14 protein-coding genes are annotated in these 16,200 nt (G+C 67.6%); 10 read left to right on the plus strand and 4 right to left on the minus strand.

Features of this window, described 5'->3' with window-relative positions; genetic code table 11:
* Both mpl and eatR read right to left on the minus strand, forming a co-directional pair.
* A complete protein-coding gene (gene mpl / locus FOC67_RS21310; protein ID WP_003093229.1) occupies positions 1-1,356 on the minus strand; it encodes a UDP-N-acetylmuramate:L-alanyl-gamma-D-glutamyl-meso-diaminopimelate ligase in 1,356 nt (451 codons plus the stop codon).
* Between the two features lie 157 nt (positions 1,357-1,513).
* On the minus strand, positions 1,514-3,445 hold the full coding sequence (gene eatR / locus FOC67_RS21315) for a sigma-54-dependent transcriptional regulator EatR (RefSeq protein WP_009313360.1): 1,932 nt from the start codon (positions 3,443-3,445) through the stop codon (positions 1,514-1,516).
* Positions 3,446-3,783: 338 nt separating this feature from the next.
* Between eatR and FOC67_RS21320 the strand changes: the two genes are divergently transcribed.
* The 6 genes from FOC67_RS21320 to FOC67_RS21345 all read left to right on the plus strand — a co-directional run bounded on the left by FOC67_RS21320 (position 3,784) and on the right by FOC67_RS21345 (position 10,814).
* Positions 3,784-5,304 (plus strand): aldehyde dehydrogenase family protein, encoded by a 1,521-nt coding sequence (locus FOC67_RS21320; RefSeq protein WP_009313359.1) that lies wholly within the window; start codon positions 3,784-3,786, stop codon positions 5,302-5,304.
* A 209-nt stretch (positions 5,305-5,513) separates the two neighbouring features.
* Entirely contained in the window at positions 5,514-6,962 is a 1,449-nt protein-coding gene (gene eat / locus FOC67_RS21325) for an ethanolamine permease (protein WP_004365829.1), read from the plus strand.
* 58 nt (positions 6,963-7,020) lie between these two features.
* A complete protein-coding gene (locus FOC67_RS21330; protein WP_009313358.1) occupies positions 7,021-8,415 on the plus strand; it encodes an ethanolamine ammonia-lyase subunit EutB in 1,395 nt (464 codons plus the stop codon).
* Between the two features lie 10 nt (positions 8,416-8,425).
* Positions 8,426-9,247, plus strand: a complete 822-nt coding sequence (eutC, locus tag FOC67_RS21335) for an ethanolamine ammonia-lyase subunit EutC (protein ID WP_003110520.1) — start codon at positions 8,426-8,428, stop codon at positions 9,245-9,247.
* A 162-nt stretch (positions 9,248-9,409) separates the two neighbouring features.
* On the plus strand, positions 9,410-9,871 hold the full coding sequence (locus FOC67_RS21340) for a GNAT family N-acetyltransferase (RefSeq protein WP_003093235.1): 462 nt from the start codon (positions 9,410-9,412) through the stop codon (positions 9,869-9,871).
* 49 nt (positions 9,872-9,920) lie between these two features.
* Positions 9,921-10,814: an ABC transporter substrate-binding protein gene (locus tag FOC67_RS21345; RefSeq protein ID WP_003093237.1), complete on the plus strand. Its 894-nt coding sequence runs from the start codon at positions 9,921-9,923 to the stop codon at positions 10,812-10,814.
* Here FOC67_RS21345 and FOC67_RS21350 read toward each other — a convergent pair.
* Entirely contained in the window at positions 10,707-12,290 is a 1,584-nt protein-coding gene (locus FOC67_RS21350; RefSeq protein ID WP_023094520.1) for a protein kinase, read from the minus strand. The genes FOC67_RS21345 and FOC67_RS21350 overlap by 108 nt on opposite strands.
* A gap of 193 nt (positions 12,291-12,483) precedes the next feature.
* Here FOC67_RS21350 and FOC67_RS21355 point away from each other — a divergent pair, with 193 nt between their 5' ends.
* From FOC67_RS21355 to ppa, 3 genes are all read left to right on the plus strand, one after another.
* The gene (locus tag FOC67_RS21355; RefSeq protein WP_003093241.1) at positions 12,484-13,149 is read left to right on the plus strand and encodes a DedA family protein; all 666 of its coding nucleotides are present in this window, start codon (positions 12,484-12,486) and stop codon (positions 13,147-13,149) included.
* 2 nt (positions 13,150-13,151) lie between these two features.
* Complete coding sequence (locus FOC67_RS21360) at positions 13,152-13,982, plus strand: zinc-dependent peptidase (protein WP_003093244.1); 831 nt, start codon at positions 13,152-13,154, stop codon at positions 13,980-13,982.
* Between the two features lie 79 nt (positions 13,983-14,061).
* Positions 14,062-14,589: an inorganic diphosphatase gene (gene ppa, locus FOC67_RS21365; RefSeq protein WP_003093248.1), complete on the plus strand. Its 528-nt coding sequence runs from the start codon at positions 14,062-14,064 to the stop codon at positions 14,587-14,589.
* A 90-nt stretch (positions 14,590-14,679) separates the two neighbouring features.
* Here the strand turns inward: ppa and FOC67_RS21370 are convergent, their stop codons facing one another.
* The gene (locus FOC67_RS21370; protein WP_003093250.1) at positions 14,680-15,396 is read right to left on the minus strand and encodes a response regulator transcription factor; all 717 of its coding nucleotides are present in this window, start codon (positions 15,394-15,396) and stop codon (positions 14,680-14,682) included.
* 194 nt (positions 15,397-15,590) lie between these two features.
* Here FOC67_RS21370 and mucE point away from each other — a divergent pair, with 194 nt between their 5' ends.
* Complete coding sequence (gene mucE / locus FOC67_RS21375; RefSeq protein ID WP_003110519.1) at positions 15,591-15,860, plus strand: mucoid induction factor MucE; 270 nt, start codon at positions 15,591-15,593, stop codon at positions 15,858-15,860.
* Positions 15,861-16,200 lie beyond the last annotated feature (340 nt).

Below are 16,200 nucleotides of genomic sequence, written 5' to 3' on the forward strand. Positions count from 1 at the left end.
TCACTCGGCCAGCGCCGCGGCCAGCTTGCCGTGCAAGCCGCCGAAGCCGCCGTTGCTCATGATCACCACTTGCGCGCCGGGCCTGGCCTGCTGGCGCACCTGCTCTATGATCGCCTCCAGGGTATCGCAGACCTGCGACGGTATCGCGCATTGCGCGGCGGTGGCGGCCAGGTCCCAGCCCAGGTTCGGCGGCGCGTACCAGAGCACCTGGTCGGCCTGGCGCACGCTGTCCGGCAGGCCGTCGCGATGAGCGCCGAGCTTCATCGAGTTGGAACGCGGCTCGACGATGGCGATCACCTGGGTATCGGCGCCAACCTGCTTGCGCAGGCCGTCGAGGGTGGTGGCGATGGCGGTCGGATGGTGGGCGAAGTCGTCGTAGAGGGTCACGCCCCGGACCTCCGCGACCTTCTCCATGCGCCGCTTGACGTTGCGGAACTCGCTGAGCGCCGCCGCGCCCTGGCTGGGCATCACGCCGACATGGCGCGCCGCCGCCAGGCTGGCGAGGGCGTTGGCGACGTTGTGCAGGCCGGTCAGCGGCCAGTCCACCTCGCCCTGGACGATGCCGTCGAACAGCACCTCGAAGCGCGAGCCGTCCTCGGCGAGCAGGCGCGCCTGCCACTGGCCGCCTTCGCCGGTGGTCTGCACCGGGGTCCAGCAGCCCATCCCGAGTACGCGCTCCAGGGCTTTCTCGGCGCTCGGGCGAATGATCAGGCCCTCGCCCGGCACAGTGCGCACCAGATGGTGGAACTGCCGCTCGATGGCCGCGAGGTCGGGGAAGATATCCGCGTGGTCGAATTCCAGGTTGTTCAGGATCGCCGTGCGCGGGCGGTAATGGACGAACTTCGAGCGCTTGTCGAAGAAGGCGCTGTCGTACTCGTCGGCCTCGACCACGAAGAACGGCGTACCGCCCAGGCGCGCCGAAACCCCGAAGTTCTGCGGCACCCCGCCGATCAGGAAGCCCGGGCTCATGCCGGCGTGCTCCAGAACCCAGGCGAGCATGCTGGTGGTGGTGGTCTTGCCGTGGGTACCGGCCACCGCCAGCACCCAGCGTCCTTGCAGCACGTGGTCGGCCAGCCACTGCGGGCCGGAAACGTAGGGCAGGCCCTTGTTCAGGACATGCTCCACCGCCGGATTGCCGCGCGACAGGGCGTTGCCGATCACTACCAGGTCCGGCGCCGGCTCCAGGTGGGCCGGATCGTAGCCCTGCATCAGCTCGATGCCCTGGGCTTGCAGCTGGGTGCTCATGGGGGGGTAGACGTTGGCGTCGGAACCGGTCACCCGGTGGCCCAGTTCCTTGGCCAGCACGGCCAGCGAGCCCATGAAGGTCCCGCAGATGCCGAGTACGTGGATGTGCATGCAGACTCCTGCAGATCAAGCCGTCGAAGGCGCTGTGAATGGGCGGCAGATTAGCACAGCGGAGGCGCCGGCCGCCCGGCGTCGCGGCATCAGACGACGCGGCGTCGGCGGGGTTCCCGCCGGCCTCGCGGCGGCCCGCCTGGAGCCGTCCCGCCCGTCAGGCCTGACCGCGCACCAGGCCGTGCCGGCGCAGCTTGCGATACAGGGTGTTGCGGCTGATCCCCAGTTGCTCGGCCACCCGGCTCACGTGCCAGCGCTGGCCATCCAGCGCCGCCAGCAACGCGGCTCGCTCGGCGTCGTCCAGGCTGTTGCCCGCGGCCGGGGCGGGCGCCGCTGCGGCGGGCGGCAGCACCGCCAGGGCCTGGCGGATATCCGCGGGCAGGTCGCGCAGGCCGACCCGGCCGTCCTCGCAGAGTGCCACCAGGGTCCGTAGCACCGTGCGCATCTGCCGGACGTTGCCCGGCCAGCGGTAGGCCAGCAGGCCCTGGCGAACCTCGCCGTCGAGCTGGATGCGCTGGCCCCTGGCTTCCTCGGCCAGCAGGTAGTCCAGCAGCTCCTCGCGGTCGCTGCGCTCGCGCAGCGGCGGCAGGCTCACGACCATGCCATTGAGGCGGTAGTAGAGATCCTCGCGGAAGCGTCCATCGGCGACCAGCTCGGCCAGGTCGCGGTGGGTAGCGCTGATCAGGCGCACGTCGACATCCTCCGGCTCGCCGCCCAGCGGTACTACCCGGCGCTCTTCCAGCACCCGCAGCAGGCGGGTCTGCAAGGCCAGCGGCATGTCGCCGATCTCGTCGAGGAACAGGGTGCCGCCGTCAGCCTGCTGCAACTTGCCGCGCATGCCCTCCTTGCGCGCGCCGGTGAAGCTGCCGCCGCGATAACCGAACAGTTCGCTCTCGATCAGGGTTTCCGGGATCGCCGCGCAGTTCAGCGCGACGAACGCCTGTTCCGCGCGCGGGCCGGCCAGGTGCACGGCCTTGGCGAAGGCCTCCTTGCCGGAACCGGTCTCGCCGTTGAGCAGCAGCGGCACGTCGCGCGCGTAGACCTTCAGCGCCCGGCGGAAATCGGCGGCCAGCTCGGCGTCGCCCAGGCACAGGCCGGGCGCGGCAGGCGCCGGCTTCGCTGCCGGGGGCACCGCCAGGCCCTGGGGTATCGCCCGCGGCGCGCCGCGCAGCATGGCGTACAGGGTCCGTCCCTCGCGGGTGCGCAGCGGCCAGCTGGCGCTGGGTTGCGGCGAGGCGCGACCGAGCAGGTCGTCGAGACGGCAATCGAAGAAGGTCTCCACCGGCTGGCCGAGCAGGCGCTGGCGCGGACAACCGAGCAGGTTCAGCGCGCTCTGGTTCACCGCGCGGATCCGCCCGTCTTCCTCGAAGGCCAGCAGCCCTTCGCTGAACAGGCCGACATAGTCGCCCTGGACATGGAAGCGCAGCAGCCAGGAGCCCTCGAAGCGACGGAGGAAATAGCAGCCCTCGATGATCTTCGCCGACAGGTTGACCAGCGCCATGGTGTGGAACTGGCTCTGCCGCGAGACTTCCTGGCGCGCCGAAGACACGTCGAGCACCGCCATCAGCTCGCCCTGCGGATCGAACACCGGGCTCGCCGAGCAGGTCAGGCCGGTGTGGCGGCTACGGAAGTGCTCTTCCTGCTGGATGGTCAGGGCCTGCCGCTCGACCACGCAGGTGCCGATGCCGTTGGTGCCTTCGCAGGGCTCGCTCCAGTCGGCGCCGAGCCAGAGGCCGGCGTGTTCGAAGGTCTGGCGCTGGGCGTCGGCGTTGACGCAATTGAGGATCACCCCGCGGGCATCGGTGAGCAGTACCGCGTGGTCGTTGCCGGAAAGCTGCTGGTAGAGGCTGTGCATCTCGCCATCGGCGATCTCCAGCACCTGTTGCAGGCGCTCGCGGCGTTCGAGCATGCGCGCGTGCTCCAGCACCATCGGCGCCATCGGCTGGCCGGGATCGAGATGGTGCTGTTCCAGGCAGCGCAGCCAGGAGCGGGCGATGGACGGATCGGTCGCAGGGCCGCCCGGCGGGATCTTGCCCTGGGCGACGGTCAGCACTTGCCGCGCGTGGCGGCTCATGGAACTGGCAGGCATTGTTATGGTTCTCCGCGAGGGACGGGCCGTCTCTTGCCTGGGCGCGGTGGATCGGTCCGCGAGTCTCCGGACGGCTATCGGTGCAGCATCCAACAGGCCGGGGCGCAATGCAACGACGGACTGACCGATGAGTCATGCGCTGCGCCGAAAACGGTACAGAGTGTCACTCACGAGCGTCCCGCCCGCGTGACAGGGAGCGTTCGCAAGCCCCCCTGCGAAACCTCCAGGACGCTCTACTTCGGGCCTTTCGCCACTCTGGCCCGGCCCTTGCTCCAGGCTTACGACAAGCGCGACAGCGCGTCCTCCCCTAATAAGCACAAGAGCCAGGAGATACCATCATGCGTTACGCTCATCCCGGTAGCGAAGGCGCCATCGTTTCCTTCAAGGCCCGCTACGGCAACTACATCGGCGGCGAGTTCGTGCCTCCGGTCAAGGGCCAGTACTTCACCAACACCTCGCCGGTGAACGGCCAGCCGATCGCCGAGTTCCCCCGTTCCACCGCCGAGGACATCGACAAGGCCCTCGACGCCGCCCACGCCGCCGCCGACGCCTGGGGCCGCACCTCGGTGCAGGAGCGTTCGAACATCCTGCTGAAGATCGCCGACCGCATCGAGCAGAACCTGGAACTGCTCGCCGTCACCGAGACCTGGGACAACGGCAAGGCCGTGCGCGAGACCCTCAACGCCGACATCCCCCTGGCCGCCGACCACTTCCGCTACTTCGCCGGCTGCATCCGCGCCCAGGAAGGCTCCGCCGCCGAGATCAACGACAGCACCGTGGCCTACCACATCCACGAGCCCTTGGGCGTGGTCGGGCAGATCATCCCGTGGAACTTCCCACTGCTGATGGCCGCCTGGAAGCTGGCCCCGGCGCTGGCCGCCGGCAACTGCGTGGTGCTCAAGCCGGCCGAGCAGACCCCGCTGGGCATCTGCGTGCTGCTGGAACTCATCGGCGACCTGCTGCCGCCGGGCGTGCTCAACGTCGTCCAGGGCTTCGGCAGGGAGGCCGGCGAGGCCCTGGCCACCAGCAAGCGCATCGCCAAAATCGCCTTCACCGGTTCCACCCCGGTCGGCTCGCACATCCTCAAGTGCGCGGCGGAGAACATCATTCCCTCCACCGTCGAGCTGGGCGGCAAGAGCCCGAACATCTATTTCGAAGACATCATGCAGGCCGAGCCGGCGTTCATCGAGAAGGCCGCCGAGGGCCTGGTGCTGGCTTTCTTCAACCAGGGCGAGGTGTGCACCTGCCCGTCCCGCGCGCTGGTCCAGGAGTCGATCTACCCGGCGTTCATGGAAGAGGTGCTGAAAAAGGTCAGGGCGATCAAGCGCGGCGACCCGCTGGACACCGAGACCATGGTCGGCGCCCAGGCCTCCCAGCAGCAGTACGAGAAGATCCTCTCCTACCTCGACATCGCCCAGCAGGAAGGCGCCGAAGTGCTCACCGGCGGCAGCGTCGAGAAGCTCGAAGGCAACCTGGCCAGCGGCTACTACATCCAGCCGACCCTGCTCAAGGGACACAACAAGATGCGCGTGTTCCAGGAGGAAATCTTCGGCCCGGTGGTCGGCGTCACCACCTTCAAGGACGAAGCCGAGGCCCTGGCCATCGCCAACGACACCGAGTACGGCCTCGGCGCCGGTCTCTGGACCCGTGACATCAACCGCGCCTACCGCATGGGCCGCGGGATCAAGGCCGGTCGCGTGTGGACCAACTGCTACCACCTGTACCCGGCCCACGCCGCGTTCGGCGGCTACAAGAAGTCCGGCGTCGGTCGCGAGACGCACAAGATGATGCTCGACCACTACCAGCAGACCAAGAACCTGCTGGTGAGCTACGACATCAACCCGCTGGGCTTCTTCTAGTAGGACCCCGGACCGGCCGCGACCGCTCTTTCCCGGAGCGGTCGCGCCGGCTCGTGAAACACGCCGCCGAGGCTGACGGTGGCGCCCCTTCCACCTCCTCGCCAAGCCGATTGCAGAGCGGCTGGCATAGCTATTGCCTGCGTTCACCACGTACAGCACACCACCGGGAAAACCGGGGTCGATAACAACAAGATTGAGGTGAAAAACCCATGTCCCTCGAACAAACCGGCCATGCGCCCGCAACTTCCGGGGTCGACTTCGAAAGCGTCGACGCCGACTACTTCCAACACCGTCAACTGAAGAAAGGCGCCGCCGGCTGGGTCCTGCTGGTCGGGCTCGGCGTCGCCTACGTGATCTCCGGCGACTACGCCGGCTGGAACTTCGGCCTGGCCCAGGGCGGCTGGGGCGGGATGTTCCTCGCCACCCTGCTGATGGCCACCATGTACCTGTGCATGTGCTTCTCGCTCGCCGAGCTGTCTTCGATGATCCCTACCGCCGGCGGCGGCTACGGCTTCGCCCGCAGCGCCTTCGGGCCCTGGGGCGGCTTTCTCACCGGCACCGCGATCCTCATCGAATACGCCATCGCCCCGGCGGCCATCGCCTGCTTCATCGGCGCCTACTGCGAGTCGCTGTTCGGCGTCGGCGGCTGGCTGATCTACCTGGTGTTCTACATCGTGTTCATCGGCATCCACATCCTCGGCGCCGGCGAGGCGCTGAAGCTGATGTTCGTCATCACCGCGGTGGCGGCCATCGCCCTCGGCGTGTTCATTGTCGCGATGCTTCCGCACTTCGACTCGGCCAACCTGTTCAACATCCCGCAGACCGCGGCGACCGGCGCCAGCAGCTTCCTGCCGTTCGGCTATGTCGGGGTCTGGGCGGCGATCCCCTACGCGATCTGGTTCTTCCTCGCCGTCGAAGGCGTGCCGCTGGCCGCCGAGGAAACCAAGAACCCCAAGCGCGACCTGCCGCGCGGACTGATCGGCGCCATGTTGGTGCTTCTCGCCTTCGCCGCACTGATTCTGGTCGTCGGTCCCGGGGCCGCCGGAGCCAAGGAGCTGATGGGCTCGGGCAATCCCCTGGTGGAAGCGCTGGAGTCGGCCTACAAGGGTTCGACCTGGATGAGCCAGTTCGTCAACCTGGTCGGCCTGGCCGGGCTGATCGCCAGCTTCTTCTCGATCATCTATGCCTACTCGCGGCAGATCTTCGCCCTCTCCCGCGCCGGCTACCTGCCGCGCAGCCTCTCGCTGACCAACCGCAAGAAGGCGCCGGTACTGGCCCTGGTGGTGCCGGGGGTGATCGGCTTCGGCCTGTCGCTGACCGGCCAGGGCGACCTGCTGATCCTGGTCGCGGTGTTCGGCGCGACCATCTCCTACGTGCTGATGATGGCCGCGCACATCACCCTGCGCATCCGCCGCCCGGACATGCAGCGCCCCTACCGCACCCCTGGCGGCATCCTCACCTCCGGCGTAGCCCTGGCGCTGGCCTGCGTCGCGGTGGTCGCCGGCTTCCTGGTCGACCCGCGGGTCGTGGTCGGCGCGGTGGCGATCTACGCTGTACTGATCGGCTACTTCGCCCTGTACAGTCGGCATCACCTGGTGTCCGGCACCCCGGAAGAGGAGTTCGCCGCGATCCAGGCGGCGGAACAGGACCTGCGCTGAGAGCGACAACGACAAAGCCCGGCCCGCCGCATGGCGAGGCCGGGCACTGGAGACACACATGGCACGTTTCACCCATAGCGTCGGCGGCGAGACCTACCGCTTCGACAGCCTCAAGGACGTGATGGCCAAGGCCAGCCCCGCGCGCTCCGGCGATTTCCTCGCCGGCGTCGCGGCGAGCAACGACGGCGAGCGGGTCGCCGCGCAGATGGCCCTGGCCGACATCCCGCTCAAACACTTCCTCGACGAGGCGCTGATTCCCTACGAGGACGACGAGGTCACCCGCCTGATCATCGACACCCACCAGCGCGACGCCTTCGCCCCGGTGTCCCATCTCACCGTCGGCGGCTTCCGCGACTGGCTGCTCGGCGACGCCGCCGACGAGGCCAGCCTGCGCGCCCTGGCTCCGGGCCTGACGCCGGAAATGGCAGCGGCGGTATCGAAGATCATGCGTGTCCAGGACCTGGTCCTGGTGGCGCAGAAGATCCGCGTGGTCACCCGCTTCCGCAACACCCTCGGCCTTCGCGGCCGACTCTCCACCCGCCTGCAACCGAACCACCCGACCGACGACCCGGCCGGAATCGCCGCGAGCATCCTCGACGGCCTGCTGTTCGGCAATGGCGACGCGATGCTCGGGATCAACCCGGCCACCGACAGCATGGCCTCGATCTGCGCCCTGCTGGAGATGCTCGACGCGATCATCCAGCGCTACGAGATTCCCACCCAGGCCTGCGTGCTGACCCACGTCACCAGCTCCATCGAGGCGATCAACCGCGGCGTGCCGCTGGACCTGGTGTTCCAGTCGATCGCCGGCACCGAGGCGGCCAATGCCAGCTTCGGCATCAGCCTGAAGATCCTCCAGGAAGGCTACGAGGCCGGGCTCAGCCAGAAGCGCGGCACCCTCGGCAACAACCTGATGTACTTCGAGACCGGCCAGGGCAGCGCGCTCTCGGCCAACGCCCATCACGGCGTCGACCAGCAGACCTGCGAGACCCGCGCCTATGCGGTGGCTCGTCACTTCAAGCCGTTCCTGGTGAACACCGTGGTCGGCTTCATCGGTCCCGAGTACCTGTACAACGGCAAGCAGATCATCCGCGCCGGCCTGGAAGACCACTTCTGCGGCAAGCTGCTCGGCGTGCCGATGGGTTGCGACATCTGCTACACCAACCATGCCGAGGCCGACCAGGACGACATGGACATGCTCCTGACCCTGCTGGGCGTCGCCGGGATCAACTTCATCATGGGCATTCCCGGCTCCGACGACGTGATGCTCAACTACCAGACCACCTCCTTCCACGACGCCCTCTATGCACGCCAGACGCTGGGCCTGAAGCCGGCGCCGGAATTCGAGGACTGGTTGCAGCGGATGGGAATCTTCACCCAGGCCGACGGGCGCATCCACTTCGGCGACGAGCTACCGCCGGCGTTCCGCCAGGCCCTGGCGCAACTGGCCTGAGGAGATGCCGATGAACGACAAGCACCTGCCCGACGCCAGCGCCGAGAACCCCTGGCTGCCGCTGCGCCAGCTGACCCCCGCGCGGATCGCCCTGGGCCGCACCGGCACCAGCCTGCCGACCCGCCCGCAACTGGACTTCCAGTACGCCCACGCCCAGGCGCGCGACGCCGTGCACCTGCCCTTCGACCATGCGGCCATCAGCGACGGCCTGCGCCAGCGCGGCCGCGACAGCCTGCTGCTGCACAGCGCCGCCGCCGACCGCCACGTCTACCTGCAACGCCCGGACCTCGGCCGGCGCCTCGACGAGGCCTCGGTGCAACGCCTGCGCGAACACGCCGCCGGCTACGACGGGCAGATCGACCTGGCCATCGTGGTCGCCGACGGCCTCTCCGCGCTGGCCGTGCAGCGTCACACCCTGCCCTTCCTCGAACGCCTGGAGGAACAGGCGCTGGCCGAAGGCTGGTCGCTGTCGCCGGTGGTCCTGGTGGAACAGGGACGGGTGGCGGTGGCCGACGAGATCGGTGAATTGCTGCGGGCGAAGATGAGCGTGATCCTGATCGGCGAGCGTCCCGGCCTCAGCTCGCCGGACAGCCTCGGCCTGTACTTCACCTGGGCCCCGCGGGTCGGCCTCACCGACGCCTATCGCAACTGCATCTCCAACGTCCGCCTGGAAGGCCTCAGCTACGGCATGGCCGCGCACCGCCTGCTCTACCTGATGCGCGAGGCCTGCCGGCGGCAGCTTTCCGGGGTCAACCTGAAGGACGAGGCGGAAGTCCAGGCGCTGGAAGGCGAGGCTCCGCGCACCGGCAACTTCCTCCTGGCGAGGGACTGAGCCTCCCGGCCGAAGGATGGGCCGGCGCGCGACGCCCCTCCTTCGACCGATTCAAACGTTCGCTTGGATTGCGCTTTCCAGGGAGATTGGGCAGCATCGAAGCGTTGCTGGCATGCAGCCTGCATCGTCCCGGCAGCCCCTTCCCGCAATGCGAGGCCCGTCATGCGAATCGTGCAAGCCACCCTCGAACACCTCGACCTGCTGGCGCCGCTGTTCGTCAAGTACCGCGAATTCTACGGCATGCTCTCCTACCCCGAGTCCTCGCGGAAATTCCTCGAGAAACGCCTGCGCCGCAAGGAGTCGGTGATCTACCTGGCGCTGGCCGACGAAGAAGACCGGCTGCTCGGTTTCTGCCAGCTCTATCCGAGCTTCTCCTCGCTGTCGCTCAAGCGCGTCTGGATCCTCAACGACATCTACGTCGCCGAAGAGGCGCGCCGGCAACTGGTCGCCGACCACCTGCTGCAACACGCCAAGCAGATGGCCCGGGAAACCCATGCGGTGCGCATGCGTGTCTCTACCAGCGTCGACAACGAGGTAGCGCAGAAAGTCTACGAGTCGATCGGCTTCCGCGAAGACCAGGAGTTCAAGAACTACACCCTGCCGATCAGCGACGAACTAAGCTGAAGACAAAGGCACGGCACTTCCCAACCGATCGCTCAGAGCAGAGGCATCCATGGGTTCGCGCACCTGGCACTGGCCCGGCGTCCTGCTCGGCCTGCTCCTCGCCACGGCCGGCGCGCAGGCCGACACCCTGCGCGTGGCGACCCTCGACTGGGCGCCCTACGTCGGCCCCGACCTGCCGGGCAAGGGCCTCGCCAGCCGCATCCTCGACGAAGCCCTGGCCCTCGACGGGCACCGCGCCGAACTGGTGTTCCTGCCCTGGCAACGCGCTCTGAAGGAAGCCGCCGAGGGGCGCTTCGACGCCCTCATGCCGGCCTACCTGTCGCCCGAGCGGCGCGAACTGTTCCACGCCACCATCCCCCTGCTCGACTCGCAACTGGGCTTCTTCCGCCAGCGCGAGCGCCTGCTGCCGGTCAATCCCGCGCATCTGGAAAGCCTGCGTCCGTACCGCATCGGTGTGGTCCGCGGCTACGTCAACCGGGAGGATTTCGACGCCGACCGCAGCCTGACCAAGGACGCGGTGACCAACGACTGGCAGAACCTCGAGAAGCTCCTGCGCGGGCGTATCGACCTGGCCGTGGTCGATCGCTACACCGGCTACCACCTGCTGGCGCGCAACGTGCCGGCGCTGAAGGATCGCCTGGTGTTCATCGAACCGCCGCTGGAGGTCAAGCCGCTCTATGTACTGGTGCCGAAAAGGCACGCCCGCGGCGCCGCCCTTGCCGCCAGCCTCGACCGCAACCTGCGCCTGATGCGTCGCAGCGGCCGGCTGGAACAACTGATCGCCGAAGCGCACCTCGAACGCAGCGGACAGACCCGCACGCTGGCCGTCGATCCGTTAACCGGCCAGGCCGACCAGCAGCGCAGCCCCGGCCAGGAGCAGGACCAGGGCCAGCACGCCCCGTTGCAACCGGCGTGGCGCAAAGACCCGCTGGGGATGCGCTAGCGGCTTCTGCAAGGCCAGCCAGAATTCCGACAACGCTTCGAAGCGCGCCTCCGGACGCGGCGCCAGGGCCCGCGCCAATACACCGTCCCAGCCGACCGGCAGGTCCGCCTGACGCTCGCCCAGCGGCTCGTAGCGGCATCCGCCGTCGCTCTCCGGGCAAGCGATCGACGGCCAGCGACCACAGAGCAGCCAATAGAACAGCGCCGCCAGGGCGAACTGGTCGGCCCGGCCATCGAGCGCCTCGCCGCGACGCAACTCCGGCGCCAGCGGCACGCTGTCCGCAGGCAGCGCCTGGCGCGCCACCCCCGGCAGGATCGCCGCTGCCTCGGGGAGGAACAGCAGGCGCCCGCCCTCGTCCAGCAGGATCTGCCGCGGCGCCAGCCACAAGCCCTGTACACCGCGCCGCTGCAAGGCGCGAACCGCATCGATAAGTTGCTCCAGGAGGACCAGCGCGCATTGCGGTTCCAGCGGCAGGTGCGCTGGCGCCCAATCCAGCAGGCTGCGCATCGGCCAGCGCGGCGGAGCGAACAACTGGAAGGCATGACGACGCAACCGGAGCGACGACAATACTCGCGGCAGGCTCTCCGCACGGCAGCGCCGCAGTGCCCATTCGCGCTGCCAGAACGCTTCGTCGGCATCGGCCGCCGCGAGCAGCAGCAACGCCTCGCGTCCTTGCTCGTCGCAGGCGCGGAACAGCCGCCCGGGCGGGCCGAACGCGCAAGCCGCCTGCAAGGTCCAGCCATCCACGCAGTCGCCGGGGCACGCCGCGCCCAGCGCTGGCCAGCCGGTATGCCGTGGCGCCGCTGGGGCGCGCTCGAGCGCCCCCGGCAAGACCAGCGCCACCGCCCCCGGCGCATGCAGCAACGGCTGCAGCACGCCCTCCAGGCGCCCCGTGGTCAGCCCGGCACAACGTTCTCCGAGGGCGCGCAGGTCGGCCACTTCGAGCAACGGCTGGGGCGCCAGCACCAAGGGCTCGCCGGCCACCTGGGTCAGGTTGTGCTGGACCAGCGCCAGCTCCGCGCTGCTACCCAGCGGCTGGCCGCTCCCTCCCAGGCGCTGCAGGCTGCCCTGGCGATAACGCAGCAGGCCGACGGCGCCGCACTGGAGAAAGTGCACGCCCCCGGCATGGACCAGCAGCAACCCCGCCGCCAGCTCGAGCACGCCCGGCTCGCCTTCGCGGCGCCGGCGATACAGCTGCATGTTCAGCGAAGCCAGGACCTGCCGCGCCGCCTGCGCTTCCGGCCAACCCTCGGGGGTACAGGCGTAGTCGGCGAACAGTGCGTCGAGATGGCCTTCGATGGCCTGCACCACGTTGGCGCAACCGCGTCCCCAGAGCAGCGCCAGGAGAAACGCCGGAGCCCGTCCGGGGCGAGGCGCGAGCCATTCGGCGCGAACCCGCGCGGCCTGCCCCGGCAAGTCGCGCCCGGCGCCCAGGGCGAGACTGAGCGGTGGCTGGGCAAAAGGCTGGAGTGTCATCGCACGCCCTTCCCTGCTAGAAATTTCTCCTGTTCTTGCAGACTTTATGCCGACCAATTTCGGAAAAATTACCGAAACATCCTGCAATCAGTGGTTTTGCCGGGATCGCGACAAACAGCCCCCCACCCATCCGGACGCCCCCCTATAATGGCGGCCCTCTGCCGCTCAACGCGTTGTCTCCGCAGGTTGCTCAATGGACTTCAACCCAATCGATCTGATTCTCCACCTGGATACCTACCTGGCCATGCTGGTCAGCAACTATGGCGTCTGGATCTACGCCATCCTGTTCCTGGTGATCTTCTGTGAAACCGGCCTGGTGGTGACTCCGTTCCTCCCCGGCGACTCGCTGCTGTTCATCGCCGGCGCCATCTGCGCCACCGGCGGCATGGACCCATGGCTGCTCGGCGGGCTGCTGATGGTCGCGGCGATCACCGGCGACAGCACCAACTACGTGATCGGCCGGACCCTCGGCAAGCGGCTGTTCAGCAACCCGGACTCGAAGGTATTCCGCCGCGACTACCTCGACCGCACCCATGAGTTCTACGAACGCCACGGCGGCAAGACCGTGACCCTGGCGCGCTTCCTGCCCATCGTGCGGACCTTCGCGCCCTTCGTCGCCGGCATGGCGAAGATGCACTATCCGCGCTTCGTCATGTTCAGCGTGGTCGGCACCGTGGCCTGGGTCGGCGGCCTGGTGACCCTGGGCTACTTCTTCGGCAACGTGCCGTTCATCAAGAAGAACCTGTCGCTGCTGGTGATCGGCATCATCCTGCTGTCGCTGCTGCCGATGATCCTCGGCTTCATTCGCCATCGCCTGCAGGCGAGCGCCGCCAAACAGGCCAAGGCCCAGAGCGACTGAGCATGTGGTCGTTCCGCGCCTGGCGGCGCCGGCGCCTGCTGGCGCGCCACCCGGTGGCCGAAGAGCTCTGGCAGCGGGTACGCCGGCACCTGCCGATCCTCGACGGCCTGGACGCCGACGAGGACCGCCGCCTGCGCGAGCGGGCCGTGCTGTTTCTCGCCGACAAGCACCTGACCGCACTCGCCGGCGTCGATCTCGACGACTTCGGCCGCCTGCTGCTGGCGGCGCAGGCGCAACTGCCGCTGTTGCACCTGCCGGAGCTGAACTGGTACCAGGGCTTCCACGAGCTGGTGCTGTATCCCGACGATTTCGTCAGCCCGCAGAAACACCGCGACGCCAGCGGCGTAGTCCATGAGTTCGACGACGAACGCAGCGGCGAGACCTCCCTGCAAGGGCCGGTGGTCCTGGCCTGGCCCGGCGTCGTCGGCGGGGGTGGCTGGGATGCCTACAACCTGGTGATCCACGAACTGGCGCACAAGCTGGACATGCTCAACGGCGACGCCAACGGCCTGCCGCCGCTGCACGCCGGCATGCGCATCGGCGACTGGGCGAGCGCCATGCAGGCCGCCTACGACGAGATGAACGCCCTGCTCGACCGCGATCCCGACGCGCAGACCGCCATCGATCCCTATGCGGCGGAAGATCCGGCGGAGTTCTTCGCCGTTACCAGCGAGTATTTCTTCACCGCTCCGGATCTCCTCCACGAGGCCTATCCGGCGGTATACCGGCAGCTCCAGTTGTTCTACCGCCAGGACCCACTGCAACGCCTGCGCCGCCTGCAGGCCGAGCATCCGGACTACCGCGAGGCGGCGGGCGACACGACTAACGGCTGAATGCCGGTACATGGCATCGACAACCGAATATGCCTATAATCGCGGCCTCTTTTTTGGCCAGAAACCTCTGGAGTCACCCATGAGCTACAGCAAGATCCCGGCCGGCAAGGACCTGCCGAACGACATCTACGTCGCTATCGAGATTCCGGCCAACCATGCGCCGATCAAGTACGAGATCGACAAGGACACCGACTGCCTGTTCGTCGACCGTTTCATGGCCACCCCGATGTTCTACCCGGCCAACTACGGCTTCATCCCGAACACCCTGGCCGACGACGGCGACCCGCTGGACGTGCTGGTGGTGACCCCCTATCCGGTCGCTCCCGGTTCGGTGATCCGCGCGCGCCCGGTTGGCGTCCTGCACATGACCGACGAGGCAGGCGGCGACGCCAAGCTGATCGCCGTGCCGCACGACAAGCTGAGCGTCCTGTACAAGGACGTGAAGGAATACACCGACCTGCCGGCCCTGCTGCTGGAGCAGATCAAGCACTTCTTCGAGAACTACAAGGATCTCGAGAAAGGCAAGTGGGTCAAGGTCGAAGGCTGGGGCAACGCCGACGCCGCCCGCGCCGAGATCACCAAGGCCGTGGCCGCGTTCCAGAAGTAAGCGCGCCTCGCCGAAAAGAAGCCCCGCAGCCGCGGGGCTTTTTCATTCTCCCTCGCCGACCGCCAAGGTCGGTCTCGCCCCCCGCGCCGCTCAGTCGACCGTCGCCACGCTCTCCAACCGATATCCGTAGCCGTAGATGGTCAGCAACTGCCAACCACGCTCGGCGGTCAGGCCAAGCTTGTTGCGCAGGCGATAGATGTGCGTATCCAGCGGCCGCGAGGACAACACTTCCTCGTGGGGCCAGAAGCGCTCGTAGAGATATTCCCGCGATAACGGCCGTCCCAGGTTGGCGAACAGGCAGCGGGCCAGGCGGTATTCGCGCTCGGTCAGGCTGATCGGCGCGCCGGCCCGGGTCACGGTCAGCTCGGCATCGTCGAAGCTGAGGTCGTTGAAAGTCTGCACCTCATGCTGCGCGGGACGCGTTCCCCCGTGGCGACGCAGCACGGCGGCTACCCGCGCCTTCAGTTCGTTGGGCCGGAACGGCTTGCTGACATAGTCGTCGGCGCCGCTGTTCAACGCCTGCACGATGTCCTGTTCGGCGTCACGGCTGGTCAGCATGATCGCCGGCGGCGGCGCATCCAGATGCTCGCGGCTCCAGCGCAGCAATTGCAGGCCGCTGAGGTCCGGCAACTGCCAGTCGAGGATCAGCAGGTCGAAGGTTTCCCGCTTGAGCTGCTTGAGCAGGTCCTCGCCACGGGCGAAACGGTGCACCGTCCAGGCCTGTTCGCCCTGCGCGGGTATCTGCTGCAAGGTCTGCTCGACCCGGTCCAGTTCGGCCGACTCGTCGTCCAGTATCGCGACACGCATAAAAGCTGGTCCTGTTCAATCGGGCTAACGCCCCTTTTTCGCTCCAGGAACGGCGAATTACGTACAAATCTGAAGAATTGTGACGAATCTCTCTGGTCGCGACCAGCCCTTGATAGCCTGATTCCAAATAGCCATTAAGCGGGACGAAGAGCCCGCGAGCCAGCGCCAGCCTGACCTATCAAGGAGTCGTAGCCATGGGTTTCCGGCCAGTTAGCCAACGTTTGCGTGACATCAACCTGCAGGCCCTCGGCAAGTTTTCCTGCCTTGCCCTGGTCCTCGGCCTGGAATCGGTGAGCCATCCGGCCGGTCCGGTCCAGGCCCCATCGTTCAGCCAGGGCACCGCCAGCCCGTCCTTCGCCACTCCGCTCGGCCTCGAGGGCCCGGCCCGCGCCAGGGCCGAGATGTGGAACGTCGGCCTGTCCGGCGCCGTCAGCGTGCGTGACGAGTTGCGCTGGGTGTTTTGAACGCGACGAATCTGAAATAGCGCGGAAGAATCTGAAGAAATATGGCAAATCTCACAGCAGACAAATCGCGCTTGGTAGATTTCCAACCGCTGAGTAGGCCAAGGAGCAAATGGATTGCTCCGACACAGGGATGTGTAAACCCGCTCCGGCGGGCCGTGGGACGAGACCACTCGAACCACAGTCAGGGGTCGGTGACGGACGATCGCCCCAGGCAACCGAGCCAATCCCCCCAGGGCTGGCTTCGACACACGGATGTGTCATCTCCCCTTCCTTGTTCGAATCATCCCCTCCCGCTATCCGGACGCCTCGATCCGCGTCCCACCCTGGATCTGAAAAGGAC

Source organism: Pseudomonas sp. FDAARGOS_761 (genome assembly GCF_013343155.1).
GTDB classification, from domain to species: Bacteria; Pseudomonadota; Gammaproteobacteria; order Pseudomonadales; family Pseudomonadaceae; genus Pseudomonas; species Pseudomonas aeruginosa.

Excerpts from the sequence above, each read along its gene's own strand:
- mpl (WP_003093229.1), bottom strand. The coding sequence starts at position 1,356 with ATGCACATCCACGTACTCGGCATCTGCGGGACCTTCATGGGCTCGCTG.
- eatR (WP_009313360.1), bottom strand. The coding sequence starts at position 3,445 with ATGCCTGCCAGTTCCATGAGCCGCCACGCGCGGCAAGTGCTGACCGTC.
- FOC67_RS21320 (WP_009313359.1), top strand. The coding sequence starts at position 3,784 with ATGCGTTACGCTCATCCCGGTAGCGAAGGCGCCATCGTTTCCTTCAAG.
- eat (WP_004365829.1), top strand. The coding sequence starts at position 5,514 with ATGTCCCTCGAACAAACCGGCCATGCGCCCGCAACTTCCGGGGTCGAC.
- FOC67_RS21330 (WP_009313358.1), top strand. The coding sequence starts at position 7,021 with ATGGCACGTTTCACCCATAGCGTCGGCGGCGAGACCTACCGCTTCGAC.
- eutC (WP_003110520.1), top strand. The coding sequence starts at position 8,426 with ATGAACGACAAGCACCTGCCCGACGCCAGCGCCGAGAACCCCTGGCTG.
- FOC67_RS21340 (WP_003093235.1), top strand. The coding sequence starts at position 9,410 with ATGCGAATCGTGCAAGCCACCCTCGAACACCTCGACCTGCTGGCGCCG.
- FOC67_RS21345 (WP_003093237.1), top strand. The coding sequence starts at position 9,921 with ATGGGTTCGCGCACCTGGCACTGGCCCGGCGTCCTGCTCGGCCTGCTC.
- FOC67_RS21350 (WP_023094520.1), bottom strand. The coding sequence starts at position 12,290 with ATGACACTCCAGCCTTTTGCCCAGCCACCGCTCAGTCTCGCCCTGGGC.
- FOC67_RS21355 (WP_003093241.1), top strand. The coding sequence starts at position 12,484 with ATGGACTTCAACCCAATCGATCTGATTCTCCACCTGGATACCTACCTG.
- FOC67_RS21360 (WP_003093244.1), top strand. The coding sequence starts at position 13,152 with ATGTGGTCGTTCCGCGCCTGGCGGCGCCGGCGCCTGCTGGCGCGCCAC.
- ppa (WP_003093248.1), top strand. The coding sequence starts at position 14,062 with ATGAGCTACAGCAAGATCCCGGCCGGCAAGGACCTGCCGAACGACATC.
- FOC67_RS21370 (WP_003093250.1), bottom strand. The coding sequence starts at position 15,396 with ATGCGTGTCGCGATACTGGACGACGAGTCGGCCGAACTGGACCGGGTC.
- mucE (WP_003110519.1), top strand. The coding sequence starts at position 15,591 with ATGGGTTTCCGGCCAGTTAGCCAACGTTTGCGTGACATCAACCTGCAG.